The sequence below is a fragment of the Chitinophaga vietnamensis genome (assembly GCF_902167635.1).
GTDB lineage: Bacteria > Bacteroidota > Bacteroidia > Chitinophagales > Chitinophagaceae > Chitinophaga > Chitinophaga vietnamensis.
The window spans coordinates 234,461-261,260 of the sequence record NZ_CABHMS010000002.1 but is presented as its reverse complement, the minus strand read 5'-3'; the positions used below and the strand labels follow the sequence as shown (position 1 = coordinate 261,260).

General features: G+C 49.9%; 22 protein-coding genes. 11 read left to right on the top strand and 11 right to left on the bottom strand.

Annotated elements, in window-relative coordinates; all coding sequences use genetic code 11:
* Positions 1-113 precede the first annotated feature (113 nt).
* Entirely contained in the window at positions 114-572 is a 459-nt protein-coding gene (locus FPG75_RS05640; protein ID WP_143305746.1) for a nuclear transport factor 2 family protein, read from the top strand.
* 85 nt (positions 573-657) lie between these two features.
* A complete protein-coding gene (locus FPG75_RS05635) occupies positions 658-1,017 on the top strand; it encodes a DoxX family protein (protein WP_143305745.1) in 360 nt (119 codons plus the stop codon).
* Positions 1,018-1,164: 147 nt separating this feature from the next.
* On the opposite strand, the gene FPG75_RS05630 is transcribed toward FPG75_RS05635, so the two are convergent.
* A complete protein-coding gene (locus FPG75_RS05630; RefSeq protein ID WP_143305743.1) occupies positions 1,165-1,995 on the bottom strand; it encodes an AraC family transcriptional regulator in 831 nt (276 codons plus the stop codon).
* A gap of 138 nt (positions 1,996-2,133) precedes the next feature.
* On the opposite strand from FPG75_RS05630, the gene FPG75_RS05625 reads away from it, so the two are divergent.
* Genes FPG75_RS05625 through FPG75_RS05615 form a run of 3 tightly spaced genes read left to right on the top strand, consistent with a single transcriptional unit; the run spans position 2,134 to position 3,689 of the window.
* The gene (locus FPG75_RS05625; RefSeq protein WP_143305741.1) at positions 2,134-2,481 is read left to right on the top strand and encodes an ArsR/SmtB family transcription factor; all 348 of its coding nucleotides are present in this window, start codon (positions 2,134-2,136) and stop codon (positions 2,479-2,481) included.
* Positions 2,456-2,932 carry an SRPBCC family protein gene (locus FPG75_RS05620; RefSeq protein ID WP_143305739.1) on the top strand — a complete coding sequence of 159 codons (477 nt, stop codon included), beginning with the start codon at positions 2,456-2,458 and terminating at the stop codon, positions 2,930-2,932. The genes FPG75_RS05625 and FPG75_RS05620 overlap by 26 nt, the downstream gene beginning before the upstream one ends.
* Before the next feature lie 34 nt (positions 2,933-2,966).
* A complete protein-coding gene (locus FPG75_RS05615; protein ID WP_143305737.1) occupies positions 2,967-3,689 on the top strand; it encodes a DUF92 domain-containing protein in 723 nt (240 codons plus the stop codon).
* Here the strand turns inward: FPG75_RS05615 and FPG75_RS05610 are convergent.
* Complete coding sequence (locus FPG75_RS05610) at positions 3,684-4,058, bottom strand: winged helix-turn-helix transcriptional regulator (RefSeq protein WP_143305735.1); 375 nt, start codon at positions 4,056-4,058, stop codon at positions 3,684-3,686. The two genes, FPG75_RS05615 and FPG75_RS05610, sit on opposite strands and share 6 nt — an antisense overlap.
* A gap of 1 nt (position 4,059) precedes the next feature.
* The gene (locus FPG75_RS05605) at positions 4,060-4,434 is read right to left on the bottom strand and encodes a VOC family protein (RefSeq protein ID WP_143305733.1); all 375 of its coding nucleotides are present in this window, start codon (positions 4,432-4,434) and stop codon (positions 4,060-4,062) included.
* A gap of 86 nt (positions 4,435-4,520) precedes the next feature.
* On the opposite strand from FPG75_RS05605, the gene FPG75_RS05600 reads away from it, so the two are divergent.
* Positions 4,521-5,465, top strand: coding sequence for a DUF6268 family outer membrane beta-barrel protein (locus FPG75_RS05600; RefSeq protein ID WP_143305732.1), 945 nt, complete (start codon positions 4,521-4,523; stop codon positions 5,463-5,465).
* A gap of 259 nt (positions 5,466-5,724) precedes the next feature.
* Positions 5,725-6,777, top strand: coding sequence for an IS481 family transposase (locus tag FPG75_RS05595; protein WP_143305730.1), 1,053 nt, complete (start codon positions 5,725-5,727; stop codon positions 6,775-6,777).
* A 288-nt stretch (positions 6,778-7,065) separates the two neighbouring features.
* Here FPG75_RS05595 and FPG75_RS05590 read toward each other — a convergent pair whose 3' ends face one another.
* The 3 genes from FPG75_RS05590 to FPG75_RS05580 are packed head-to-tail and all read right to left on the bottom strand — an operon-like array spanning position 7,066 to position 15,454.
* Positions 7,066-7,500, bottom strand: a complete 435-nt coding sequence (locus FPG75_RS05590) for a hypothetical protein (protein ID WP_143305729.1) — start codon at positions 7,498-7,500, stop codon at positions 7,066-7,068.
* A complete protein-coding gene (locus FPG75_RS05585) occupies positions 7,482-11,948 on the bottom strand; it encodes a DUF6443 domain-containing protein (protein WP_201747888.1) in 4,467 nt (1,488 codons plus the stop codon). The genes FPG75_RS05590 and FPG75_RS05585 overlap by 19 nt, the downstream gene beginning before the upstream one ends.
* A gap of 17 nt (positions 11,949-11,965) precedes the next feature.
* Entirely contained in the window at positions 11,966-15,454 is a 3,489-nt protein-coding gene (locus tag FPG75_RS05580; RefSeq protein WP_143305727.1) for a DUF5977 domain-containing protein, read from the bottom strand.
* A gap of 244 nt (positions 15,455-15,698) precedes the next feature.
* On the opposite strand from FPG75_RS05580, the gene FPG75_RS05575 reads away from it, so the two are divergent.
* A complete protein-coding gene (locus FPG75_RS05575) occupies positions 15,699-16,052 on the top strand; it encodes a YciI family protein (RefSeq protein ID WP_143305725.1) in 354 nt (117 codons plus the stop codon).
* 51 nt (positions 16,053-16,103) lie between these two features.
* Positions 16,104-17,336, top strand: a complete 1,233-nt coding sequence (locus FPG75_RS05570) for an RNA polymerase sigma factor (RefSeq protein ID WP_143305724.1) — start codon at positions 16,104-16,106, stop codon at positions 17,334-17,336.
* Here the strand turns inward: FPG75_RS05570 and FPG75_RS05565 are convergent.
* The 4 genes from FPG75_RS05565 to FPG75_RS05550 form a co-directional block, all read right to left on the bottom strand.
* Positions 17,325-18,110 carry a GNAT family N-acetyltransferase gene (locus FPG75_RS05565; RefSeq protein ID WP_143305722.1) on the bottom strand — a complete coding sequence of 262 codons (786 nt, stop codon included), beginning with the start codon at positions 18,108-18,110 and terminating at the stop codon, positions 17,325-17,327. The genes FPG75_RS05570 and FPG75_RS05565 overlap by 12 nt on opposite strands.
* Before the next feature lie 91 nt (positions 18,111-18,201).
* Positions 18,202-18,870, bottom strand: a complete 669-nt coding sequence (locus tag FPG75_RS05560; protein WP_143305720.1) for a flavin reductase family protein — start codon at positions 18,868-18,870, stop codon at positions 18,202-18,204.
* Between the two features lie 210 nt (positions 18,871-19,080).
* Entirely contained in the window at positions 19,081-19,515 is a 435-nt protein-coding gene (locus FPG75_RS05555) for a nuclear transport factor 2 family protein (protein WP_143305718.1), read from the bottom strand.
* 33 nt (positions 19,516-19,548) lie between these two features.
* Positions 19,549-20,298 carry a DeoR/GlpR family DNA-binding transcription regulator gene (locus FPG75_RS05550; protein WP_143305716.1) on the bottom strand — a complete coding sequence of 250 codons (750 nt, stop codon included), beginning with the start codon at positions 20,296-20,298 and terminating at the stop codon, positions 19,549-19,551.
* Between the two features lie 274 nt (positions 20,299-20,572).
* Here FPG75_RS05550 and FPG75_RS05545 point away from each other — a divergent pair, with 274 nt between their 5' ends.
* Together FPG75_RS05545 and FPG75_RS05540 are read left to right on the top strand one after the other, a co-directional pair.
* Positions 20,573-23,740: a SusC/RagA family TonB-linked outer membrane protein gene (locus FPG75_RS05545; protein WP_143305715.1), complete on the top strand. Its 3,168-nt coding sequence runs from the start codon at positions 20,573-20,575 to the stop codon at positions 23,738-23,740.
* Between the two features lie 11 nt (positions 23,741-23,751).
* Complete coding sequence (locus FPG75_RS05540) at positions 23,752-25,410, top strand: RagB/SusD family nutrient uptake outer membrane protein (RefSeq protein WP_143305713.1); 1,659 nt, start codon at positions 23,752-23,754, stop codon at positions 25,408-25,410.
* Between the two features lie 216 nt (positions 25,411-25,626).
* Here the strand turns inward: FPG75_RS05540 and FPG75_RS05535 are convergent, their stop codons facing one another.
* Positions 25,627-26,757, bottom strand: coding sequence for an MFS transporter (locus tag FPG75_RS05535; RefSeq protein WP_201747887.1), 1,131 nt, complete (start codon positions 26,755-26,757; stop codon positions 25,627-25,629).
* Between the last annotated feature and the right edge of the window lie 43 nt (positions 26,758-26,800).

Sequence of the window (26,800 nt, the reverse complement as noted above, 5' to 3'; positions counted from 1 at the left end):
GGGATTTTGATCGGGATTAAAAAGATTAGCGGAGATTATCTGGAAGATGGTTATTGCCGCCACTTAAATCTTCCATCAAATCAAATAAAATGCTTTTACTTTAGTATAAAAAAATGCGATCCTTTTGCTACACCCTGTTTTTATTATGCTGCTGCGCAGCAGCGCAGGCGCAAACAGCCACCGACTCCGTGAAACTGGCGGTGGACAAACTTTTCACGGCTATGCGTACAGGCGATACCGTAGCCCTGTACGCCAGCTTCACACCCGATGCCGTGATGCAAACCATTGTGACAGACAAAGATGGTAACACCGCTGTGAAATCCTCGCCGGTGAGCGATTTCGCCGCGCGGATCGGCTCCTTGCCGAAAGGCGCTGCTGATGAGCGGATCACCTTTGATATGATCAGGATCGATGGCCCCTTGGCCAGCGCCTGGACACCTTATCAATTCTACTACCAGGGGCGGCTGCATCATTGCGGCGCCAATTCATTCCAGCTCCTGCGAACCAATACAGGATGGAAGATCCAGTATGTGATCGATACGCGTCGGAAAGATGGCTGCGTGGCGCGCTAACTAAAAGGTTAGCGCTAACCACAAGTATAGCTTGACGCTGGCACTGTAAGATGTAGATAGTTTTGTTGCCTCAAAAAAATCACACATGAAAGCAACAAAGATCACGTATTGGATTGCCACCACACTGATAGCATTGATGATGCTGTATTCGGCATCTGTTTATCTTACCAGCGATATGGTAAAGCAAGGATTTCAGCATCTGGGTTATCCGGATCATTTCAGGATAGAGCTGGCGATTGCCAAGATCGTTGGCGTGGTATTGCTGTTGGCGCCGGCGCCGGCCAAGCTCAGGGAGTGGGCCTATGCCGGGTTTACGTTCACCTTCATCGCCGCATTTGTGGCGCATAGCAGCGCGGGCGACCCTATTGCCAACCGCCTGATGCCATTGATATTTTTAGGGGTGCTGGCGGTATCCTACTTTACAAGGGCGCGGATGGCGCGCTAAATAGGACGGCCCTCCTGCCAGTTGGCGAGAGGGCCTTCATGTCATAAATTTCCAGTATGGCGGAAGGAAATGCAGCAGCACATGTATACTGCCAGCTACAAAATTATCTTGTTTGTAAACTGGCGCATAGTACAAATGCGACATCTTTTACATGATGCTATGCAAACGGATGGTGGCGCGCAGTTCCTCTTCACTGAGGAAGGAAGGCGTAATGCCCGCGAACTCTTTGAAGTCGCGGATAAAATGCATCTGATCATAATAGCCACTCGCGTGTGCGATGCTGGTCCAGGTAGCAGCGGGATTCAGTTCTTTGAGATGATAAGCTTTGCAGAAGCGGATCAGGCGGGCATAGCGTTTGGGCGACATGCCCGTACGTTCCACGCACTTGCGTTCAAACTGCCGCAGGCTCATACAGGCATCGGCCGCCATCTGTTCGATAGACAGGTTGCCATGGTAATGTACCAGCTGATCCATCACAATATCCACTGGCAGCGAGGGTTTCAGGCGGGCCACCCTTTTCAGTAAATAACTTTCTACGATGCGCACCATCTCGTCCCAGTCATGCGTATGTTCTTTCAAACGCTCGTTGATCTCCCGGATGTCACCGCCCATCAGCAGCTGTGTGTCGAAGTCCTGTTCGCGCATTTCCGTCATGTGTATATTGAGCAGGCGAAACAGGCCTCCCGGTCTGAAAGCCACGCCCAGCGCCAGGTGATGGCTGCCGAGATCGAGTGTAACGGCCTGCTCCAGCGGGCCTACGGTCAGGGAGGCCGACTTCAACTGGAAGTCGTTGTTGTATACCCGCAATACTTTGATCGGGTCTTCTATATAGAACATAATATACCGCTGGTAGGTGGGTACAAACCGGTAGATGTTGGAGATGCCTGCATCGGGCTTTGTGAAATCTTCCGCATACAATGTGATCGCGCTGATAAAATCTCTCAACAATGGATGCGGAATATAGGACTTCATTCGCATAGGTTCCGCTATTTTTCCTCTTTGATAAATTGACAGTACTCCTCCAATTTAATGTTTCCGGATGTCATCTGAAAAAAAATTTGCGTAAGCAATCACTTACGCATATATTTGTAAGCGATTACTTACATATTTATTCAGATGAGACGAGACGTATTCCAGGCCATCGCCGATCCGAACAGGCGGGCCATACTGGGGCTGGTAGCCCGGCAGCCGCTGCACCTCAACGCTGTGGCGGAGCAATTCGATATCACCCGCTCCGCTGTATCACAGCACATGAAAATACTGGTGGAATGCGGGCTGGTAGTGATCAAACAACAGGGACGCGAACGCTATTGCGAAGCCCGGATGGAGAAACTGGGAGAAGTATACGAATGGCTGGAACAATACCGCCAGTACTGGCATCAGCGCTTCGATGCCATGGAAGCCGTTTTGAAACAATTACAATCAAAAGATAAAAAACATGGCAGCAACAAACGCAAAAACTAATCAGCACGAAGTAACCATCGTGCGCGAATTTGACGCACCGCGCGAGCTGGTATTCCGTTTATGGACCGAGCCCGCACTGCTCGCGCAATGGTGGGGGCCTCATGGCTTCAGCGCGCCGGAATGTTTCATTGATCCCAGGCCCGACGGCGATATACGCATTCAGATGTTACGGCCCGATGGCGCCATCGTCAATTGCAGCGGCAAGGTACATGAAGTAGTGCCGCCGGAACGCATTGTATTCACCACCATCATGAAAGACAGCCAGGGCGATACCGGCATGGAAATGCGTAATACCGTTACCCTCGCCAGCGTCCATAACAAAACCGTGCTCACTTTGCATGCAGTAGCGCTAATCACCAGCGAAGCCGGCGCTTCTTTCGAAATCGGTATGCGCGAAGGCTGGAGCCAGGGCCTCGACAAACTGATCGCACTGGCCACACAAGCATCATGAACGGACGCTATATTTGCATAGTTTTGCCGATCATATGCATTCAATATCTCTCGTATCATTTTGTATTGTATTACTGGTACTGATCATCGTGATGATCCTTTGTACCCTCACCCGTAAGCTCACGGCTGCGGCCTCACTCACGGCCGGGGCGGTGGGCTTGCTCGTATACCTGGGTGCAGGCTATGGCGGGCTGCTGTTGCTGGGCGCCTTTTTTATCATGGGCGTTGCCGCCACCTCCCACCAGAAAGCGCGAAAGGCACAGCTGGCAGGCGCCTCCACGCATCCTGAACGCAGAACACCCGGACAGGTACTGGCCAATGGCGGCGTAGCGGCCATCGCGAGCTTGCTCGCCTGGCTCGACACTTCTCACGCCAACGCCTACACGCTGATGATGGCCGCCAGCCTGGCATCCGCCACCGCCGATACTTTATCGTCGGAACTAGGCGTCATATATGGCCGCCGCCATTACAATATCCTCAGTTTTAAAAAGGAGCAACCCGGCCCCGACGGGGTGGTGAGCATGGAAGGCACCCTGCTGGGCGCCGCAGGCGCGCTGATCATCGCGCTGTTATATGCTGCCTGTTTTGGCGCAAACATCTGCATATTATATATCGCAGCAGCAGGCATATTGGGTAATCTCGCAGATTCTATACTGGGCGCATCTCTTGAGCGTAAACAGGTGATCGGCAACAATACCGTCAATTTGCTCAATACGCTGTTTGCCGCACTGGTGGCCGGCGCGCTATATCTCTTATAAAACCGCCTGTCCTTTGATAATCTTGTTGCGGTGCGCCGCTCCCCAGTCTGCCAATGTACGCAGCAACGGCTGCAGGGTATCTGCATATTCCGTCAGCTCGTAAGATACCATCACCGGCGAAGACTCCGCATAAACGATCTTTCTCACAATATCATTCATCTCCAGTTCCTTCAACTCGTTCGACAGCACGCGCGCGGAAATGCCTTCCACCTTGCGTTGCAGTTCATTAAAACGTTTGTGACCATCCAGCATAGCCACAATGATGCGCAGTTTCCACTTGCCGCTGATCACATACATGGCATCATCTACCCAATGCAAGGCTTGCTTGCAGGTAACACTGTTTTCAGGTTGGTCAAGGCTTATACTCATATTAAAAAGTTGTGATGATCAAATAATATCCATCGGGATCACGAAGAGCAAACTCCTGCAAACCCGAATTTTCGTTCAGATGCGGCGCCGCTTCCACATTGGCTTTCAGCCGAAGGGCATTTTTCCAGCAGGCGCCCAGGTCGTCCACCCGGATGTACAGGATCAGGCCATTGCCCGCTGTGATGCGTGGGTCCGACAAAGTAGGATGATCATGATCTCCCCAATGATGCAGGCACAGGATCACCGTACCGTCTTTATCCGCCAGTATTTCAAAAACGTTACCGCCATGCTGTGGTACACAGTCGAGCAAAGCGACATACCAGGCCGCACTCAGGGCCACATTTTTCACACCGATGATAGGTTCTGTTCTGATCATAATATTAAAGTTAAAGATATAATTTTTATCGCCGCATAGGGGTATATGCTGCGCATCGTGTCGGTAATGCGAATCAACAATTATTTATGCCAGGAACAAAAAAGTGGCAGGCGGCGATATGCCTGCTCATCACCCTCATGCCCGCAAAACAGCTATGGGCGCAGCTCGGCGCCGCATCTCTCAATGGCCCCGGCCTCGGCCTGAGCGTGGATTATCTTCCCGCCTCGCGTTATATCAGGCCGGAAGACAGCGTTAAAACAACATCTACTACGGCACAACAACGGTATAATTTTGGCGCCTCCTTCCTGCTGGGCCAGCACATCGATACCGCCACCAAAAAAGTAAGGACCTGGACCCTCAACGCAGGCGGCAGTTACACCAAACTCACCAACAAAGATTATGATGCCGCACACCAGGTATTTCCGGATGAACTGCTGGATGCACAGGTGACCCTACTGCATTACCGCAGTCTGCGCAATCCGAAGTGGGGCCTCGCAGGCATCGTATCCGTAGGGCTTTTCACAGATATGAAGCAGGTAGATCAGCAGGATATTTTTGTTACCGGCGGCTTATTATTCATCAAACAACATAGCCGTCGCTTCTCCTATGGCCTGGGCGCTGTGCTCAGCAATACTTTCGGCACACCCATGATCTTACCGGCATTCATGGTAAGATGGCAGACAGACAATAAATTCAGGATAGATATTAATTTCCCGGAGAAGCTAAGCATCACTACCGCCCTCAGTTCCTACACCGACCTGGGACTGGCCCTGCGCATGCGCGGCGCCTCTTACGATGTAGAGAAACATCCGGGCAACCAGCGCCTGATGGGCTATGCAGAATTGAGCGCCGGCCTCGAAAATACCTGGCACCTCAACAAACACTTCGATTTTGTAGTAGCCGGCGGTAGTATCCTCTTCAACGATATCACCTTCAAAGAAAGGAAGCTCTCGGAGATGTTTGCAGAGAAACCCAGGCATCGCCTGGCCACCAATCTCTTTGTGAGCACAGGTTTCCGCTGGAAGTTCTAGTAGGGTGCTCGCTTCGCTCGCGTGAAATTTGGCTCAGGATTGAAGGATTAAAAGGATTTAGCAGGATTTTTTTGTCAGGATTAAAACAAGATTTGCGGAGATCAATTCGAAATGATCTTCGCGGATCTTTATGAAAGAGATATGAGTAACGGGGATGGGGGTACGAAAATGAGTTGTAATAGTCACGACTTAATCTGACAGTAAGGGATTAACTTTAAGTAACCACACTTATTAATTAATCCCCTTTAAACTGTCAGAAATGAAAAGTAACGACAAGTTAATCAAAACCAAGTTAGGTCTGCTCAAATTGGCAGAAAAATTAGGCAATGTATCTGAAGCCTGTAAGGTAATGGGATACAGTCGTGATAGCTTCTATCGGATTAAAGAACTTTATGATGTTGGCGGAGAAGCTGGCTTGCAAGAGATCAGCCGAAGCAAGCCTCTTATCAAAAACCGCGTTGAGGCTCAGGTTGAAGCAGCAGTGGTTCAATTTGCATTTGATTATCCAGCTTTTGGTCAGATGAGGGTGAGCAATGAGTTGAGGAAACAGGGAATTTCTATCTCTTCAGGCGGTGTGCGTAGTGTTTGGCAAAGACATGATTTGGAGATATTTGAGAAGCGCTTAAAGGCCCTGGAAGCCAAAGTAGCCCAAGAGGCTATCATTCTTACAGATGCCCAGCTGATAGCGCTGGAATCAAAAAGAGAAAAAAGGGAAGCCCTGGGGGAGATAGAAACAGAACATCCTGGTTATCTGGGAGCGCAGGATACCTATTATGTAGGTAATATCAAAGGCGTTGGACGGATTTATCAGCAAACCTTTATTGACACTTATTCCCGTGTTGCTTTTGCCAAAGTCTATGATCGGAAAAATGCGATTACTGCAGCTGACATACTCAATGACCGGGTACTGCCATTCTTTGAAGAGCACCAGGTGCCTATGTTACGTATTTTAACAGACCGCGGTTCTGAGTTCAAAGGTAAATATGAGCATCATGATTATGAGCTGTACTTGACCATTGAGGAAATAGAACACACCAAAACCCAAGTACGGAGCCCTCAATCAAATGGCATTTGCGAAAGGCTGAACAGGACCATCAAGGAAGAGTTTTACACCGTTGCATTCCGTAAAAAACTTTATACCTCCATGGAGCAGCTACAGCAAGATCTGGACAAGTGGATCGAATACTACAATAATCAAAGACCACATAGCGGCAAATACTGTTTTGGTAAGACGCCGATGGAAACTTTTCTTGCTAGTAAGCATATTGCTAAGGACAAACAAATAAATGAGCTATATTTAACCACTACTTGATCCTACAAAAATCCCTGTACTGTCAGATCAAGTAGTGGTTATTACAAATGAGTTCGGTATTCTTTTCTATAATTTATGTATCTTCAGGTATCTCTCTGCCACGGCAGCTGCTGCTGATATTATTTTACCGCTTTTTACGACATGACAAACCATACTTTATCCTGGCTTGAAACCGGCTTGAAACCGGCTTTATCTATTTAGTTAAGATACTATTGGCGCTGAGTTAGATCAGTGGACACTATCTTATATCTAAGCATTAGCATACGGCTCTATCTAATTTATTATTTTTTAACATACTGTTACTCCTGGTAGTTCACGCTGCATACGCAATATAGCATCCTTATCACCACTACTAACAAGCCAATAAGAAGAGTCTACCAACTCAAACACATAACTACAGCTTAAGACCATTTCCTCATCTATTTCATATCTCCTCAGAGATGCTTCATTCTGATCGCCACAAACAAGTAGCTCTATCATTTGATAAAAGCGATTTGATAAATCAAGTAATTCACTCCAACTATACAAAAGCCCATTGGAAGATTTATTTACTGATTTTTCAAAGGATAAAACATCTTCATCCTCAGGCTTACCTACGGCTGTAATCCACTGTAATGACCACAAAAAGCGATCTCCATTTTCAATGCAATTCAATATATCTGATAGTTGTACATCTAAGATTTCAGAGGATGAACCTTGTATAATTACTTTTGTTTTAGCCATGGTAAATATTTTTGATAATCTGTATTTAAAGGTTGCGTCTGTTTACTACGCATTGGAGTTCCGCCAGTTGGATTCTGAACATATGGATGCTCGTGAGGATTAACATGATTGCCAGGTCGTCCATGATCCGTAAAGTCAATGTCCTTAACCGGCTTGCCATTCTGATCAAATTCGCGAGCCTGATTGTAGGTACCCTTTCTTCCCTCCTTCGACCCTAATTGCGTGTGTGGACCGGTTGCTTGTGGATCAGGAACAGGCTCTCCAGTCCGAGAGTCTCGCGGTAATTCACGTTGGGATTGCTCATGACTGTACTCTCCTATATTAACCCTACCATTCTGAGACATCAAATTAACCGCACCATTTTTCACCACTGCGGCCCCATGTAACGCCAACGCAGTCCCCCCTAACAAGGCTGGTCCCGACACCTCAACGGCAACACCACCTGATCCAGCTGTAATCGCAACAGCCCCCATCGCAATACCTGCACCGGTATTTGATTCGGAAGCGCCCCCCAACATACTACCAACATCGGCCACGTCGAGCCCTGCATTCCATCCTGTCGCAATGGATGGATCAGAAATAGTAGGCGCCACCGCACTTCGAAATGATTGTCCGCCTATATTATCTAATGCACCTACTACCGCCCCTCCAACGGCCCCAACAACAGCCTTACCTGCTTTCTTTACATCATTCCAAGTGGGCCAGTCGGGCCACATGCCATCGGGGTCAATAAATCTAACAGGGTTGTCAAAAGCATACCCATAAGGGCTCCACCTCCGGCCACTTTCATTCTGAGGATCCACCACATGCCACCTTCCGATCTGCTGATCGTACATTCTTGCTCCATAGTCATACCACTCTAGTCCACTCCCATCTCCAAACTCTTTATTCTGCAACTCCTTTCCGTTATACTTCACTCTGTTCTCCACATAACTTGTCCCCTTCAACGCATTCGAACTAATCCCCGCCATCGTCAACCCAAATGGATAATAATGCGTTTCTTCCAACACAGGACCACTGGCCTGCGTTACCACCAGGTTATCAAAGTACACAGGCTGCGGACTTTCGTTGCTGGTATAAACATACAGAAAGCCGCTCTTCTTGATCGGCATCTTGTCCCGGGCCAGCGTTTGCAGCTGGTCTGGCGCACCCTGCACCTGTTTCACACCGCTGTTCTCCTCCACCAAGTTAAACTGATCATCAAACAAAACAAAATTCAGATATGCCTTCGGTTTGTCGTTCCTGTTTTGGTCCGGGTCTTTTTCTTTCAGACGGCGGTAGTCATTGTTATAGAAGTTGGAATTAAAGGGCGTAGACTGCCCGGCTGCAGCGCCATGACCGGCATCCTTGGCGGCATTGCCGCCGAAGGCGCTTATCAGATCGGCCAGCATGTTTTCGGGATTGCTGTCGGCTTTCTTGTTCGGGCCGGCAGATTTGTAAAATGCTTTTGCGCCAATCTGGATAGTATCTCCGGCCATGACACGTAATACGATGGAAGGCCCGATCTTCTTACCATTACCTGTAGCATTAAGCATGGATACAGACTCATTCTTCCCGGCGCTTTCATCAGCAGGATACCCCACCGGCTTGGCTGTTCTGGTATTATCTATATTACTGAACAAGGCCGTTTCCATAGGCGCAGCAGCCGTTTCCATGGTGGCGGCATATACCGTAAGATCTGTTTGTTCAGTAAGTACCAGGCGCGTGTTACCCAGATGATCTTTTACAAAGTAATCGTATACATAAGCAGGAGCCTGACCGCTGCGATATACCAACCTTACACGTCCTTCATCATGCGATGCGAATTGCAAAGTATCATTCTGGTACACAAACCCGCCGATATACGTGATAGTAATAACTCTCGAGGCGCCGCTTGTATTATCTGTTACCGTCTTTTTTAGTTTATTGCCGCTGGCATCATATTGATAGCTGATCACGCCTTTGCCAGGAATGGTAATATCAACGGGAAGATTCAGATGATTATAAGTGATGGCGGTAATGCCCTTATTCAGATCTTTGGTGAGGTTTCCCATCGGATCGTAGTCATAGTCGTCGCCTGCGTTGGTACCGTTTTTGAAATCGCCCAGCGGTGTCACAAATGCGCTGCTGTCGTAAACGGCAGCGAGTTTGTTGCTGTTAGCGCGATATGTATAATTCAGACTATCTATCCGGGTGGGTGTAACGCCGTCCATGCCGAATTGCATCATCTTCCCTATATTACCGTTGGCGTCATATGCTAATCTGTCTACAGAAAAGTCCATCTTGTCTTTTGTCCAGGCGGCTCCTGTGGTATTCTGTTGACTGAAGGCTGCGCGTATCAGACGGCCGGCGCTATCATAGTTATAGCCGTAGGCCCTGGGCAGCTGGTCATTCCAGCCTTTCCACCTGATCCCGGAGATATTGCCATTGAAAGTAGTATCCCTGAAACCGTAGTCATAGCTTAACTCCTGTCCGAAGTGAGAGGTAGCGGCGCCAGCATTGAGATAATCTTTACTGATGCTCCTGAGCCATCCACGGATGTTGTATTCATATGACAATTGCTCGATGGGAGCGCCGGTACCTTTAATACCCAACTGTTTCTTTTTCAGGCGGCCGAGCTCATCGTAGCTATTAAGGGCGATGGTTCTATCAAGGCTGTCCTGGTCGTTCAACTTTTTCCTGACACTAACAAGGCGGCCTGCGTCATTGTACGTCATCGTAGTCAGTACCGTCACCTGCGGCGTGTTACCGCTACGTGGGTTCCTGTGCCGCAGGCAGGTGCTCAGTACTTTTCCGCTGAAGTCATAACGCGTGGTAACAGCATCCTGTCCGCCAGCAATATTATCGCTGATCGTTTGCGACAAGCGACCTTTGTCATTGTAATAGTTGGTGGTTGTAAGCCAGGTATCAGTACCTAAAATACGTATGCGCGTTCCCGTTACCATTCCTTTAACGGCATTACTGGTAGTTACTGCTTCGTAATAATCACCGGTAGCGGCGGGCAGGCTCAGATCGGCTGTCAATGCAGCCTTACTACCTGGAAAAGCATAGTTGTCATAAAATGTATACGTCAGCGGCGTCAGAGAAGCGTCGGGAATACCAGGCAGCGGATTGTTAGCAGTGACGCTTATGATATCTGTGCTGGGAGAGGTATTGATACGTGCTTCCAGCTCGGCGCCACTGCCGGTGTCAAAACCATTCTCCAGCGAAACACTGATACTTGCTTCATACAGACTCCGGTCATTGGTAGCAACTACCAGGTCCGTAACACGGGGTACGCTGTAGGTGCTTGTAGCAGTAGTACCGGATACGGCATTCATAGCGGTTTGCAAGGCATCGCGCGAAGAGGTGGAATTGTACAAAGCCGTTTCCAGGGGGCGATTGAGCGCATCATAGAAAGTAACAAGCCACTGGCCATTCCTGCTCAGGTTTCCATCTCTCATAAAAACCTGTCTGTCGCGCACATCATATACCATCTCTACAGAATCTGCGCCGGGCACTTTCTTTACAATCATCCTGTTCCGCATATCATAGCGATATTGGAAGCACAATTCGGCTGCCACCGGCGTTACATCCCAGTTGGCGGTGATCTTCTCAACCGCCAGCGGCGGGATCACAAATCGAAGATTACCCGCATCATCGTAGATGTAGTAGGTGCAAAGCCATCCGATATGGCCGGCGCCATTGGTTCCCGACAGTTGCACTTTCTTCAGCACAACCCGCTCTTCCTTGTCCTTATATTCAACCACCAGCCCCCTGTTCTCATCTGTTGTGACTTGTTTATACAGCTGACCGGCAGCATAAATACCCGTGGTAGCGGGTAAGCCGCCACTCAAAGGCATATTCCAAAGTCGCACGGAATCGCTGGCAGTATTCAATTGATATTGTGCCATCACGCCATGCCCGTTCCCTTTGGCCCAGCTGTTACCGGCTGCGTAAGTACCCAGTACCCTGCCAAGGGACGAACTTTCATAATCTGTTTGCTTATAGTAGATATTTTCAGCTGTTACACCGGGATTGAGCACAGCATCCTGGTAAAAGGCTTGCTGATCCGCAAAGGGATTGGTTTTGAGATTACCATCTCTTGTATTGCCGGCCTTCGGCACGTAAGGCAGATATTGATATATTTCCCTGTTGTATATATCATAAACGGCGGGCGTCACAATATCCTTTCCACTGTCGCTCATATTTTTGGCGACGGTTTGTATATGTCTTCCCAATCCATCAAAATACTGCGTGGTCTGTTTTACTTCTTTGAGAGAACGGGCAGGATCATTGATCACTGCCGGATCTGTGGAGGGCATGCTCGGTTCCAGTGTACGGATGTAATTCACTACACCCGCATTGGCATAAGCCGCCGGAGGTGCAACAGCGGTTGCAGGCTGCGGCGCATTGCTCACAGGTACATTCTGGGCGCTTGCTGCAAGTGTAAAGCACATTACTGCCAGGCATATATATATTCTTATCATTTGCTTCATAGGTAAGATTAAGGCAGATCAAGAGTAATATTATTACAAGCAGTCGGGCTCACCGTCACACCGGTAAATGTGGCGGTAGGCGCCACTACCGCACCGGTAGCGCATACGCTGATGGAGTAGGCTATTGCAGTATTCTGTTTGCTTACCACCACATTATAGGTTCCTGCCGGTAAGGTGCCCAAGGCCTGCGTACCTGTGGCAGACGAAATGGAAAATAAGGCCTGCGCATTCGTCGCCGTATTGGTATATTGTACATAAAAATCATTTTGTCCCGTCATGTTACTACAAGTGATGCTTACCGGAGCGGCGCAAATACCATTGGCATCAGCATAGTTCTGACCGTTGGCTGCAATATCATTTTGCGCCTGCTGGTCGGCATCTGCCTGACTGATAACAGAACCATATTTGTTAGCCGGAACGGTATACAGTACGCTGCTGCCCATCATTCCACCGCTGCAATTCCTGGTAAAAAGACGTGATGCTGCCGCGTTGAAGTATACTGGCGGAATAGACCCTGCATATAGGTAACTGATGCTTTTGAGCACATTGTAATCCTGATCCTTTACCAGGTATAACCTGCTATATCCATCGTAGAAATAATAGGCAGTTTTCCCTTTCTCGTCACTAACACTGGTTACGCCCACGAATGGTTGATAGGTATAGGTACTCATCATCGCGTTCTGCGGACAAAGACGCAGCTCAGATAAATTGGTTCCCTGAACAGTAACAGTGGAGGGGTTGGTAAGCGTCCATTCATAGTAGTTCGTTCCCATGGAAGTCTTTACCAGCGTACCTCCTGCTCCATTCACTGTTACGCCGCCCGTTGCCCAGGCATTCACGCTGTAAACGCCCGCCGTGCTTATATTTTTGGTAAGCGTGCCGGTGAACAATCCTGTGGTGTCGCTCACACCGCCAGCGCCAAGCTGCCAGCTGCCATAATTTACCGGTGATTTGAAGTTAGTGAATGCGATCTGATCAACGGTAGCATTCTTGACCTCGGCTACCGGCAACGCATGTACGGAGTCCCATACATATGAGATGGACATATCATCTGCCTTTTTCAACTGCAGAGGGTTACCTGTATTATCATACTGACTGAACACCAGCCTGTCGTGCAATACGTCGGAGGGCGATTCCTTTACCTGCACGATCTCCGGCTTCACGATCCGGCTATCCCCAAACCAGTCCCTATACGAGGTTTTACGTTGCTGGAAGAGTGAATCATTGACATAATAGGATTCCTGCACCACATCTGTGATCATGTTTTTAGCTACCAACTTGCTATAATTGGGATCAGTGGGAAAATCCGTCGGATATTTTTTGTCTGTTTTAAGCGTGTTGTTCTTACTATCTGTCGTAATAACCGTTGCCGGTAAAATATTGGCAGATGATCCATAGGTATAGTTGGTTTGCTCCGTTAGCGCATTCGTGCCGTCATAGGTCTTTACCGTTTTGGTCTTCAACCTTATCCATGTGCTGTTATAAAAACTCTTTAATACATCAAATGCGCTCATGCGGTCTGGATCGCTAACCACGGAGGCATATTTCCTGCGTACATATACCGAAGGCACCGTGTTGGCCATATCAATGAGCATTTCATAAACATCACCTTCTTCTCTCACTACCTGTTTATTGCTATCGAAGTGGCGAATGCTGCTCACTACCCCCGACAGGGTAGGAAACTGTCCCGCAGAAAGGTAAGGTACATCACTGCCCCACAAGAGCAGGTAGTTGCTGCCGCCATCATTGCTGAAATAGGCGTATTCAATGCCGCCATTTTTAAAATTGGGATCATCACTTTCAATAACAGCATCATAATACATCCAGCTGCCGCTACCGGCATAATTATATACATCCTGCGTGGTATTGGAAGAATAGATATTCTGATCGCAAAAAGAGGCATCCGCCGAAGGGAGATTACAATAAGTTTTTGTTTGCGATGCAGACTTGAACACCGGTTGGAGACAGCTGCCTGTAGATACATTCAGATTACTCAGCGCAGCATAAGTATAATACTTGCTATGTGTGGAGAAAGTAATAGGGTCAGTGTATCTGATTTGTTTGATCCTTACACCTGGTACAATTGTTTGAGATGCGCCAACGGTATTGGCCTCATAAGTATATTCCTCTCTTCCACCGGTGGGGTATTGTATGGCTATCAGCGTTCCTTTTCTGGCATAGGTCCAGTCAGGATTACGATAACTGAAATCCATAGTATTATTGGGGCCGTTGAATGCGGCGGGGATCAATGCACTGTTCTGCTTTCCGTTGAAAAATCCGAGATAGTCCTGTGAAAAGCTCATTGGCACCGGCGTTTCTTCCATATGATCATAAGTAAAAACGTAGTTATGCGCGGAATCAGCGGTGCCGTCTGTTCCGAGTTCCTTTACCTTGGTAAGAAAGAATCTTCCCGTAGCGCTATAACCAGAAGGAAGATCATAATAAGAAAAAGAATAGTTTTTCAATCCGCCAACCACCAGGCTGTTTAACCGGTTATCATGACTTGAATCCTTACGTGGCTCATAACCCAGGCTGATGTTAAGTCCTGTGGAGGTAGTGATACCGCTCAGATATTGTGTATTGTATTCAATAGTGTTCGTTTGGGTTACATATTGCGTTCCCATGGAAGCACAGGTCGGACAAGGACCAGTAGAAGTGCCACCAGTGCTCTGTTGCAAGGTCTGCGAAATACCGGCTGAGTGATAGGTATGAATAGGACTATAGCTGAACAGGATATACTCTCCCGTTGGCAAATCCACACGATCAAGGAAGAAGGCCGTCACCGTCCGGTTTTTGAAAACCGTAGATTGCTGCACATTGTGTGTGGTGGTTACTTCGAAAGCGGTTCCAAATTTATATTTTATACCATCTGGCGTGGTCATGACAATCGAACCAATAGCTCCACTGCCAACAGATACATCTACTTTGATATTATGCTGGGCCGTAACCCTCGCGATTTTATTGGAATCCAATACAAATTTTCCCGTATAGCCGTTCACGTTGAACATAAATTCGTCTGCCTGGGAATCCCAACTCGGGTTATCCGGAGCGCTCGCATTTACACAGTAGTTGTAAACCGCATCAGTTCCTGTATTGAAATCTGCCGGAATAGTCATCCTCGTCGTCAACTCATCCGGCTGGCCCTTTACGGTACGGGTAATCATACCGGTGGCATTCAATATCCACCCATATCCTGTTCTAGAACTGGCTTCATCTACCTTTAAACCCTGTGTAGAATAAGAGAGCGCAATCGGAAATGTAAAATCCTTTATCTTGATATCATATAAAGGAATAGACGCTGATAGCGCTCCTGTAGACATATTCACATTCGCTACCCCCGATTTCACAAATGCCGACGGCTCGGGAGAAGCCGGTATCAATTGGGGCAAACCGACCATGGCGGTGGGGTTAGGAGCAGACATGGTATGCACTTGCGCATTCACATCCACAGCCAGCAGGCACACGATGGCGCTGGCAATTAATCGAGTTACTTTCATGTAATTAAAATCTTGGTGACGGCCGACAGTTATACAGTTAACATTCAGATTTGGTCTTCTTTATTGATCACTATTGATACTGGTGGTTAAAACAACAGGTACAGGTAGTTATCCGTACAAAGATGTCAATAAATACAAGCTCATGAAATACCACTTCCATGTGATACAAAGTTTTCTCTCTCCTGTCCAATTTCTCCTTCCCCGTTTGATATAAAGCATAAATTCACACTTAAAACCATTTATCATGGACGAGTTCATGCTTATCTTCAGACACGAAGACGGTAACAAGATCGCCTCCCCCGAGCAGATCGAAATATGGATGAAACAAACCATGGACTGGATCGGCGGCATTGCAGCGCAAAATAAATATGTGGGCGGCACCGGCCTCCCATTCGACGGCGCCAAAGTAGTATGGCATAACAAAGTGGTCACCGACGGGCCTTTCGGCGATATCAAAGAAACCATCGGCGGCTATATCACCGTCAAAGCAGCATCGGTAGATGAAGCCGTGGCCTTTGCCAAAGACTGCCCCATCTTACAAGGCGACGGCAACAGCGTAGAGGTGCGGAAGATCATCAAAGGTGAAGACATACGTTAACACAGGTAAAGCCCCGGTTCTTTGCCTATCTTTACCGGGGCCTTTATTTTTATGCAACAGCAGGAATTAATACCACATCTTTTCCGTACAGAATACCGGAAGATAGTAGCGGTGTTGTGTAAACGTTTCGGGATAGCAGCAATCGAAACAGCGGAAGATATCGCCAGCGATACTTTCCTGACGGCGGCGCAATCCTGGGCGCTGGGCAGCATTCCACCCAACCCCGCCGCATGGCTGCACAGCGTAGCTAAAAATAAAGCCGTCAATTACCTGCGGAGAACGCAACATTTCAATCAGCAGATCGCGCCGGCATTGCAACACGATAGCCAGGAGGCCACGGAAGCCGATATCGACCTCTCGCCACAAAACATCCACGACAGCCAGCTGCAAATGATGTTTGCCATCTGCCATCCCGCGATTCCACCCGAAGCACAGGTCGGCCTCTCCCTGCGTATCCTCTGTGGCTTCGGCATTGAAGAGATATCAGATGCTTTCCTCACCAGCAAAGACACGATCAACAAACGCCTGTTCCGCGCCAAAGAAAAACTCCGCGAGCTGCAATTGCCCATCGCGCTACCCGGGCAAACGGAGATCGACAAACGCCTGGCCGCCGTGCTCACCACCATCTACCTGCTGTTCAACGAAGGCTATTATTCTGTCAGCCAGGATACCACCCTGCGCCGTGAGCTATGCTTCGAAGCCATGCGCCTCTGTAATATGCTGGTTGAAAGTCCGGCCACCAACCGACCGCCAGTGAATGCGCTGCTGTCGCTGATGTGCTTCCACGCTTCCCGCTTCGACGCCCGTATCGGCGAAAACGGCGAACTGATACTCTATCACGAGCAAGATACCAGCCGCTGGAATGCAGACCTGATCAGCCAGGGCAGCTACTTCCTTCATTGCGCCAGCACCGGCCGGCAATTATCTACCTATCACCTCGAAGCCGCCATCGCCTGGTGGTACACCCGCAAAGAAGATACGCAGGATAAATGGGAACACATCCTCCAACTCTATAATCAGCTGCTGCAGATCGCCTACACGCCGGTGGCAGCGCTGAACAGGACCTATGCCCTGTCGCGCGCCAATGGCAAAAGCGCGGCCATCGCGGAAGCAGAGAAGCTACAGCTCACCAACAATCATTTCTATTTTGCCTTGCTGGGAGAATTGTATGCCGGCATCAATAATCAGCTGGCAACGCAACACCTGGAACGGGCGCTGGCCCTGGCCAAAACGAATGCCGACAAACAGGTCCTTCAAAAAAAACTGGAACGCTTACAAGGATAACAGGAAGGTATTCACTTCTTTCACCGGCGTAAAGCCCAGCTTCGTATATACTTTCTCGCCGGCAGCGGAAGCATGCAGCACACACCAGGTTTTACCGGCATCAATAGCCGCCTGCATCAGGTGGATGGTGACGGCCGCCGCGAGGCCCTTGCCCCGGAAGGCTGGCAGCGTGCCGATCATATGTAAACCGGCATAGCCGTGCTGGTCAAAATATACGAGGCCACAGGCTGCGGCTTCGCCATGATAATAAGCAATAAATAAACGGATATGCTCCGTGTGCGGCAGCAAACAGGCCAGCATGGCGGGGTCCACGCGGTAATCGAAAGCTTCGGAAGCAATAGCGGCATAGGTTATGGCATCTGCTTCACTTTGTGCGAGCCGGAAGCTGATGGCCTCCGGAGCCGCTGGCAGCGCAGCTGCGGGCAGATGGATGATCATACCCAGCTGGCGCAGCTGCGGAACAAAACCCGCCTCCTGTATGCTATTCTTGTAACGAGTGGCCACCGATTCCGAAAGCGCCAGCATCTTGGGCAGCTCCTGTTCCGCCATCGCATCAGCGATCCTTTTGAATACGGCGCTGCCGGGATCTATCTGATGGGCGGGATCGAAAACCCGCTTCGGCCAATCGGAATCACCGGGCTGAATGGCGTGAAAGTCAGGCGTGGTCAATATCTTACGGGAATGCTTCCCTACAAAGGTCCAGAAATCGTAGAGGTTCGCGATCATGTGTAACTCTTCACTGCTCATCATCTTGTTACTGGCTAATGTTTCCATATCTTTTCATCTTTTGTTGATACCACAAAATTATTTGTGCGGGAAAGATGCTTTATAGTCCAGATAACAGAAAGCCGATAGGCCAGCATGTTCAGGATACGAGCCTGGCCCTTTCACGGTCGGGGGTAGCGTACAGCTGCTCAGGTATCTGCGACAAAGCCGAGGGATGCACCTGCGCGCCCAGGCCATAGAACTGCTGGAAACTCATGATCAGCGGCCGCCATTTATCCGGATCGATACGGTCAGGGTGCCCATCCATCCGGATACTATCGTCTACGTATACACGTAATATGGTCAGCTCCATGGTGAGCAGCCGGCCTTGTTGTGCGGGATCGTCCTCCGCCAGCGGATGAACAGCCACCACTTTGGCTTCCAGCTGTACGGGGCATTCGAGCACGCGGGGTGGCGCTACCATCTGGGAGGCTTGCGGCGTGAAGCCGGCCGTTTCAAATTTGCGCGGCTCATAGCGGTAACCGCGACGCTGCTTGATTTCCGGCACCGGGTTGGCGCCGGTGGTGAGGGCCAGACGGTCTACGGCGCTCACTTCATTTACGGAGGGAAGATTGAGCACGCATTGCCGGGTGCGCAACAGGTTCGCAGCTGTTTTGGAACTGGCGCCAATGCCTATGCTGCAACGCCAGCCCAACCAGAACGCCGATGAAATCGGTGCAAGGTTAGGATCACCATCTTCATTCAAAGTGCTGATCAATACTACCGGGGTACCAAAATAAAGGATCGCAGGTTCGCTCACTTGATGCATAAAAAATGTTTTTCTACCCACAAAGTTGCGATGCGCTGCCGAAGGTGACAACCCGATACTTGCGAAAGTACAGGTTTAATATTTTACTCACAATAGACTGATAATCAATCTACAATAGGGAGATTAATAATATATAGGCCGAAGAAATTATATTTTTTTATCAATAAATTGGCAATCAATAGATTGTATTCACTTAACAAAACCTTTACATCACTTACGGGGCAAGGAGGTCACATGCGCTGCTACTGCCACCCATTTGCCATTCCGTTTCTCATAAATATCCATGTAACTGGTTTGCCCGCTCGCCTGTTGCTTGCCCATCTTTGATACAAAACTGGCCTTCGCCATCACGATCGCTACCTGGCCGAGCACCCGCACATCTACCGAATCCACCCGCGATGAAGTGAGCGGTGTAGCCGGGTTAGCGGCATTGCGGATAATATCACCCTTGCTCAAACGGTTACCGCTGGAAGTGATCATGGTGAGATCATCGGCCAGTATCCGGTTAAGGGTGGCCGTATCTTTTTTCGGATAGGCATGTATCCATTCTTCATTCAGCTTTTTGAGTGCGGCCACATCATCAGACTGGGCGCTGGCCACAGTCGCATAGCCGGAGAGCAGTAATACGATCAGGAGGTTTTTCATATTGCAGTTTTGAGGTGAATGATATAAAGATAACTAGAACAACTCAAGATCCAGTTGCTGGTAGGGCCGGAGGAAATGATTATCCGGTTCCAGCTCTGTGATGAGGTAACTGATGAGGTTCAGGTCGCACACTTTCATGCGTTGGGAAGAATTAAGTTTTTCCGCGATGCTGAGGATAGCCAGTTTCTGCGAAGCCCGTATCATGGCCCTTTTCACCTGCACCACCTCCCAGTCGGAATCCGTCATGCCATCCTGGATCGAGCAGCCATTGGCGCCCATCAGGCAAATATCCACTTTAATATCCGCCAGCTGGTTTATAACGCTGGCGCCTATATGAACATGCGAACTGCGGGATAACTGGCCGCCAATGCTGATCACTGTAAGATTACGGTGTTCCACCAATTCGAGCGCCACCAGCGGACTGATAGTAAAAAAAGTAGCGCGCAGGCTGTCGGGGATGCTCTTGGCCAGTTCAATCATCGTAGTGCCGCCACCAGTGAGCACCACCATATCATTTTTCAACAGGCGTAATGTTTTCTGTGCGATCTGTTGCTTGGCCGATTGCGCATATACCGTATTGCTGGCATTGAAGGGATAGTGAAATGATTTGCCGATCGCGCCGCCATGTACCTTCACCACTTTCCCGTCTTCGGCCATCTCTTTGAGGTCGCGCCGTACGGTATCTTCCGAGATATTCAGCATGTTGCTGATGTCTGTTGATAACACCTTGTTGTGCAGGTTGATCTGCTTCATAATAAAAGCCTGGCGTTCTTCTTTCAACATTCCCGGAAAATTTATAGCTGCACAAATTTAAAAAAAACTAATCCAAATTGATTATGCGTGTTTTAGCTGGTTTACTATTTTATAAAAACGCTAATTCACGCATAAATAATATGATTTACGAAAATTACACCCTATATTCATGCACGAAAACGCACAAACCTGCAAAGGTACTGTGGAAGCATGTAAAACTGATATCAACCTGTATACCGCATGAATCGTTAGTGAAAGCCAGATAAATACCTGAATTAATACAACCAACTCTAAATCTCCCGACATGAAAGAAAAGTTACTCATCACTTTCCTCTTATTGTTGCTTTACACCGGTACCTGGGCGCAGACCCGCATATCCGGCACTGTCAAGGACAAGAACACCCAGGAACCAGTGATAGGCGCCACCATTATCGTGGGCAAACATGGCACCGTTACCGATGGCAGCGGAAAGTTCGCCCTGCAGCTGCCGCCAGGCGCAGCCTCCTTCCAGGTCACCTTCATCGGTTATAAAACGGAAACCGTACCGGTGAATGGTACCAGCTACAGCATCTTGCTCAGTCCTGATGAACACTCGCTGGAACAACTGGTGGTAGTAGGTTACGGCACGCAGAAAAAAGCCAATCTCACCGGCGCCGTCACCACCGTAGACGTAGCCAAAACCATGCAGAGCCGCCCCGTCACCGATCCGTCCAAAGCCTTGCAGGGCATCGTTCCGGGCCTCAACATCTCCTATTCCAACGGCGGCCTCACACAAGGCCCTGCCATCAATATCCGCGGCATCGGCTCCACCAACGGCAGCAGCCGTCCGCTGATACTGGTCGACAATGTGGAAACACCCGACCTCACCATGATCAACCCGGATGATATTGAAAGCATCTCCGTATTGAAAGACGCCGCCTCCACCTCCATCTATGGCGCCCGCGCGGCTTTCGGCGTAGTGCTTATCAAAACAAAATCCGGCGTGCGCAACATGCCCACCCGCGTTACCTATTCCAACAACTTCGCATGGAGCACGCCCACTTCCCTGCCCGATTTCGCCGACCCTGTAAAAGAACTCACCGGCCTCTATGACGCCAACGTGCGCGCCGGCACCACCTCGCCCGAACTCTTCGGCATGCAATTGCTGAAACTCCGCGACGGCATCAAGAACTGGCAACAGAAATACGCAAATAACCGCAAAGGCATAGAAATGGTGCCTGGCGAGGATTTCGAGATAGACCCTAACGGCGGACCTACCTACTTCTACCGCGTATGGGACGTGAAAGATATGATGCTCAAAAAATGGACGCCACAACAGATACAGAACATCAGCGTGCAAGGCGGCAGCGAGAAGGTCTCTTATTATATGTCCGGCGGATACAGCAACACCGGCGGTATCATGAAGATGAACCCCGACAACGTAAAGAAATATAACATCACTGGAAGCGTGGCCGCCAGCGTTACCAAATGGCTCGACCTCGACCTTCGCATGATGTACCGCAACTTTGAATACGATTACCCTTATCAATATCAGAACTACTTTCAATACATGTGGCGCTGGGGCGCTTACTTCCCCTTCGGTACTTACCAGGGTAAATATTTCCATCACACGCCCGGCTATCTCGCCAATGCCAATACCAACACCCTCACCGACAACTACTCCCGCGTGAACCTCGGCGCTACCCTCAAGCTCACCAAAGAGCTGAGCATCCGTGGCGATTATACCATCGGCCGCGACAACCTCGTTCGGCATGAGATCGGCGGAAAGGTAATGGCATGGGACTTCTGGGCGGCAGGATTGCCTTTCAACAATATCGCCACCGCATCACAGGATGTAGTAGGCTATCGCAACGGCAGTTACAAAGTAAATACCTTCAACCTGTATGCGACCTATGATAAAAAGCTGGGACGCGATCATCAGCTGAAAGTGATCGCCGGTGTGAATGCGGAAGATGAAGATACCATCAACTTCGGCGCTTACCGCCGCACACCGCTCGATCCTTCCAAAGCTGAATTATCGCTCGCCAGCGGCGACCAGCTGGTAGATGGCAGTCACCTCGCCAATGCCTATGCCGGCTTCTTCGGCAGGATCAACTATGGCTACAAAAACAAATGGCTGCTGGAACTGAATGGCCGTTACGATGGCGCCTCCGCCTTCCCGCCAGCAGATCGCTGGGCCTTCTTCCCCTCTGCCTCTGTGGGCTATCGCATCACGGAAGAAAAATTCATGGACCCTATCCGCAAATGGCTCTCTGATATGAAGCTGCGCGCCTCCTATGGCACGCTCGGCAACCAGGATATGGGCGGCAAATGGTACGTGCCTGCCATGCCTACCTCTACACAACTTAACTGGATGGTGGGCGGCAACTATGCTTCCGGCGTGTCGGCGCCCCGCGCCGTAGCGCAATCCCTCACCTGGGAACGGGTGCGCACCCTCGATATCGGTACCGATATCAGCCTGCTGAATAATCATATAGGCGTTACCGTTGACTGGTATGAACGCAATACCGATAACATGCTCACCAACCAGGCCGTGCCCGCCTCCTTCGGCACCGACGCTCCCCGCGTGAATAATGGCGCCCTGCGCACACGCGGCTACGAGATCGGCGTGGATGTGAACTACAACATCACGAAAGACTGGAACTTCTACGGCTCCGTGGCTTTCTGGGACAACAAAACTGTGATCACCTCCTGGAACAACCCGTCCATGCTGCTTTCACAGAACTACAAAGGGAAAGTGCTGGGAGAAATATGGGGCTTTGAAACAGACCGCTATTTCACCAAAGACGATGATATGAGCAAGCTGCCCAGTCAGTCCAAACTCGCAGATGGCAACTTCACTTATGGTCCTGGCGACGTGAAATACAAAGACCTGAATGGCGACGGCGTGATCGATGCCGGCAAGGTTACGCTCAATGACCACGGCGACCTGAAAGTGATCGGCAACTCCATGCCCCGCTACCAATACAGTTTCCGCCTGGGCAGCAGCTGGAACAACTTCGATATCGATGTGCTCTTCCAGGGCGTAGGCAAGATGAACTACTGGGGCCTCGGCGATCTCACCCTGCCGCTCTACCGCGCAGGTGATATCATGTACCAGCACCAGCTCGACTACTGGACAGAAACCAATACCAACGCCCGCTATCCGCGGCCTTATCCCGGCAATGCCAATGGCAAGATCGCCGGCCTGCTGAGCGGCGGTAACAACTTCTACCCACAGTCAAAATATCTGCTCAACCTCGCCTATCTCCGCCTGAAAAATATTACGCTGGGATACACACTGCCACAAAGCCTGACCAAACAGATCCACTTACAACGGTTACGCATATACGGCAGCGCCCAGAACATCGCCACCATCTCTAATGTAGGCGTACCCGTGGACCCGGAGATCACCACCGGCGAAGGCAACATCTTCGGCAGAACATGGCCTTTCCAGAAAACATGGTCATTCGGATTACAGGTCACCCTTTAAATTATTAACAGATGAAAAAGCGTATATTCTTACCCGTTATATTAACCTGCCTGATCGCAGCCACCGGCTGTAAAAAATATGTGGAGAAAGGCCTGCCCGATCAGTTTGACGACAACAGCTTCTGGCGCTCGGAAGACAATGTGCGCCTCTACGCCTGGCCATTCTACGAGATGTTTGCCGGATATGGCAATGGCAATAGCTTCGGCGATTTCTATTTCACCTCCTTCAGCGATGACCAGGCAGGTACTTCTTTTGCCAAATTCACGCAGAACGTACCTGCCAGCGCTGGCAGCTGGGATTTCAGCTACGTGCGCAAAGCCAATATCATGCTGGAGCGCGTTGACCGTGTGCCAATGTCCGCCGAGGCGAAGAACCACTGGAAAGGCGTGGCCCGCTTCTTCCGCGCCCTCACCTATTTCAACCGAGTAAAAGATTATGGCGATGTGCCCTGGCTCGGTCACTCCATGGATATCAGCGATACCGCTTATATTTATAAATCCCGCGATCCGCGCACCCTGGTGATGGATAGCGTATTGGCCGATCTCAACTTCGCCGTAGATAATATCCGCGTGAAAGACCAGGACAATACCATCAACCGCAACATCGCATTGGCGCTGAAAGCCAGGGTATGCCTCTTTGAAGGCACCTGGCGCAAATACCACAAAGTGCCCGCATTACCGGATGCGGCCAAATTCCTCGCCGCCGCCAAAGACGCCGCAGAAAAAGTGATGGGCGCCGGCTACGTACTGAATGCCGATTATACCACCACCTATAATTCCATCGACCTCGGCGGCAACAAAGAAGTATTGCTCTATAAAAAATACCTGCCGGGATACCTGACCCATTCGTTGATCGGCTATCTCACGAGCAGCACGCCCATGGCGGGCCTTACGAAATCGGCGATCGATGCGTTCCTCTGCTCCGACGGACTGCCGATCAAATTATCGCCGCTATATAAAGGAGATGACAATATCCAGAACACCCGCAGCAACCGCGACAAACGCCTGCAGCAGTCCATCGATACGGTACTGTGCTACAATGGTAACCTGGTAGCTGGCCGCAGCAGCAGCACCGGCTACCGTCCGGCCAAATTCCTGCAACCCGCCGTGGCCAATATCCTGGCGCCATATAACGATACCGATGCACCTATCTTCTGGCTCGCCGAAGTACTCGTTAACTATGCCGAAGCCGCCGCAGAACTGGATGATCTCGGACAGTACGCTTTCTCCCAGGCCGACCTCGACAAGTCCATCAACCTGCTGCGCGTACGCGCCGCGCTGCCTCCCCTGCAATACCAGGGCGGCCAACAGGTAGCGGCTAACGGTGTCGCCTATACGGATCCCGCTAAAGATGCCGATGTTCCTTCCCTCATCTGGGAAATCAGAAGAGAGCGCAGAACAGAGCTGATGCTCGACGGCTTCCGCTTCTATGACCTGATGCGCTGGGCCAAAGGCAGCTACATGAACACCAGCAACAAAGACATCTGGCGCGGCGCCAAAGTGCCGGACAATGGCAAAGTATTGCGTGATGCCCAGGGCTATATCACTCCTTACACCGCCGCCACCGCGCAACGCACCTTCATCGATCCCAAGAACTACCTGCAACCCATCCCCAGTGGCCAGATCGCGCTGTACCCCGGCGGTAACTTGTCGCAAAACCCCGGCTGGTAATGCCGCGAAGGTTGTCTTGCTCAGGATTATAAAGATTTAAAGGATTAGCAGGATTTTTTTACAGGATTTATAAAGATTAAAAAAAGATTGACGAGAAGATCAACGAGGTTCCAGCCCTTGAAGCGCTCAAAGCGCTTCAAGGGCTACCATCGCTAATATCTTCCCATCAATCTTTTTTAATCTTTATAAATCCTGTAAAAAAATCCTGCTAATCCTTTAAATCTTTATAATCCTGAGCAAGACAATCGCCGCGCCTATCAACAATACAACGCTTGTCCATACCACCTGGTGGATGCCGATGTGCGCGATGGCGAAGCCGCCAATGAGGGAGCCGAGTGTTACGGCCAGGTTGCCGCAGGAGGTGAAGACGCTGTTGATGAATTCAGGAGAACCCGAAGCCGCTGTAGTAACGTTCACATTGCTGATCAGGAAGCCGCCGGTGTGGATGAATCCCCAGATCATGATTACAATGATCATCGGGATGAAATAATGACCGGCCAGGAATATCAGTACATGCGCCGCCGCCAGCAACGCGATGAAGGCGATAGTGGTTTGCCGTATGTTGCGGCTCAATAACTTTCCGGCAAGCCAGTTGCCGCCGATGCCGGCAATACCGAATAACAGCAACATCAGGCTAACAGCGCCGCCATTCATTTTCGTTACCTGCCCCAGGTAGGCCGCCAGATAACCGTAGGTGGAATACATGGCGGCGATCATCAAACAGGCCAACGCCAGGTGCAGCCACAGGAGCGGGCTGCGGAAGATGCTGAGATGATCGCGGCTGGAAATGGTTTTATCTGCCGGCATCGAAGGTAACATGCATAAGAGACAGATGCCCGCTATACCATTGAAGACAGCACACATCACAAAGGATGCCTGCCAGTTGAAAAGGGCCGCCATCCAGGTGGCGAGTGGCACGCCCAGCACGCTGGCGATCGTAAAGCCGCCAAATACCAATCCCGCGGCTTGTGGCGCCTTGCCCGGTGCAGCAGTGCTGGTGGCCGTTCCCAGCGCTATCGACCAATACACCGGATGCAGAAAGGCCGGCAACATCCGCGCGATGAGCAACATAGGAAAAGTGCTCGCTTCCGCCGAGATGATGTTGGACAAGGCAAATACCGCCAATACCAGCACCATAGCCCATTTGCGGTTCATGCGGGCAAAGAGCAAAGACATGAGCGGTGCAAACAATGCGATGATCAAAGCGAAAGCGCCCAGCAACCAGCCAGCCCTGTCGATGCTAATCCCGAAGCTCGCCGCTATCTGCGGCAATATACCGATCACGCCAAATTCTGTTGTGGTAATGCCGAAAATTCCTAATGCCAAAACGTAAAGCACTTTTTTCATTACTATAATTTTCGGCAAATTTGCAGTGTGGCAATAACGAAAA

What these genes read in the sequence shown, in the direction of transcription:
- FPG75_RS05640 (WP_143305746.1), top strand. Translation starts at nt 114, where the DNA reads ATGCGATCCTTTTGCTACACCCTGTTTTTATTATGCTGCTGCGCAGCA.
- FPG75_RS05635 (WP_143305745.1), top strand. Translation starts at nt 658, where the DNA reads ATGAAAGCAACAAAGATCACGTATTGGATTGCCACCACACTGATAGCA.
- FPG75_RS05630 (WP_143305743.1), bottom strand. Translation starts at nt 1,995, where the DNA reads ATGCGAATGAAGTCCTATATTCCGCATCCATTGTTGAGAGATTTTATC.
- FPG75_RS05625 (WP_143305741.1), top strand. Translation starts at nt 2,134, where the DNA reads ATGAGACGAGACGTATTCCAGGCCATCGCCGATCCGAACAGGCGGGCC.
- FPG75_RS05620 (WP_143305739.1), top strand. Translation starts at nt 2,456, where the DNA reads ATGGCAGCAACAAACGCAAAAACTAATCAGCACGAAGTAACCATCGTG.
- FPG75_RS05615 (WP_143305737.1), top strand. Translation starts at nt 2,967, where the DNA reads ATGCATTCAATATCTCTCGTATCATTTTGTATTGTATTACTGGTACTG.
- FPG75_RS05610 (WP_143305735.1), bottom strand. Translation starts at nt 4,058, where the DNA reads ATGAGTATAAGCCTTGACCAACCTGAAAACAGTGTTACCTGCAAGCAA.
- FPG75_RS05605 (WP_143305733.1), bottom strand. Translation starts at nt 4,434, where the DNA reads ATGATCAGAACAGAACCTATCATCGGTGTGAAAAATGTGGCCCTGAGT.
- FPG75_RS05600 (WP_143305732.1), top strand. Translation starts at nt 4,521, where the DNA reads ATGCCAGGAACAAAAAAGTGGCAGGCGGCGATATGCCTGCTCATCACC.
- FPG75_RS05595 (WP_143305730.1), top strand. Translation starts at nt 5,725, where the DNA reads ATGAAAAGTAACGACAAGTTAATCAAAACCAAGTTAGGTCTGCTCAAA.
- FPG75_RS05590 (WP_143305729.1), bottom strand. Translation starts at nt 7,500, where the DNA reads ATGGCTAAAACAAAAGTAATTATACAAGGTTCATCCTCTGAAATCTTA.
- FPG75_RS05585 (WP_201747888.1), bottom strand. Translation starts at nt 11,948, where the DNA reads ATGATAAGAATATATATATGCCTGGCAGTAATGTGCTTTACACTTGCA.
- FPG75_RS05580 (WP_143305727.1), bottom strand. Translation starts at nt 15,454, where the DNA reads ATGAAAGTAACTCGATTAATTGCCAGCGCCATCGTGTGCCTGCTGGCT.
- FPG75_RS05575 (WP_143305725.1), top strand. Translation starts at nt 15,699, where the DNA reads ATGGACGAGTTCATGCTTATCTTCAGACACGAAGACGGTAACAAGATC.
- FPG75_RS05570 (WP_143305724.1), top strand. Translation starts at nt 16,104, where the DNA reads ATGCAACAGCAGGAATTAATACCACATCTTTTCCGTACAGAATACCGG.
- FPG75_RS05565 (WP_143305722.1), bottom strand. Translation starts at nt 18,110, where the DNA reads ATGGAAACATTAGCCAGTAACAAGATGATGAGCAGTGAAGAGTTACAC.
- FPG75_RS05560 (WP_143305720.1), bottom strand. Translation starts at nt 18,870, where the DNA reads ATGCATCAAGTGAGCGAACCTGCGATCCTTTATTTTGGTACCCCGGTA.
- FPG75_RS05555 (WP_143305718.1), bottom strand. Translation starts at nt 19,515, where the DNA reads ATGAAAAACCTCCTGATCGTATTACTGCTCTCCGGCTATGCGACTGTG.
- FPG75_RS05550 (WP_143305716.1), bottom strand. Translation starts at nt 20,298, where the DNA reads ATGTTGAAAGAAGAACGCCAGGCTTTTATTATGAAGCAGATCAACCTG.
- FPG75_RS05545 (WP_143305715.1), top strand. Translation starts at nt 20,573, where the DNA reads ATGAAAGAAAAGTTACTCATCACTTTCCTCTTATTGTTGCTTTACACC.
- FPG75_RS05540 (WP_143305713.1), top strand. Translation starts at nt 23,752, where the DNA reads ATGAAAAAGCGTATATTCTTACCCGTTATATTAACCTGCCTGATCGCA.
- FPG75_RS05535 (WP_201747887.1), bottom strand. Translation starts at nt 26,757, where the DNA reads ATGAAAAAAGTGCTTTACGTTTTGGCATTAGGAATTTTCGGCATTACC.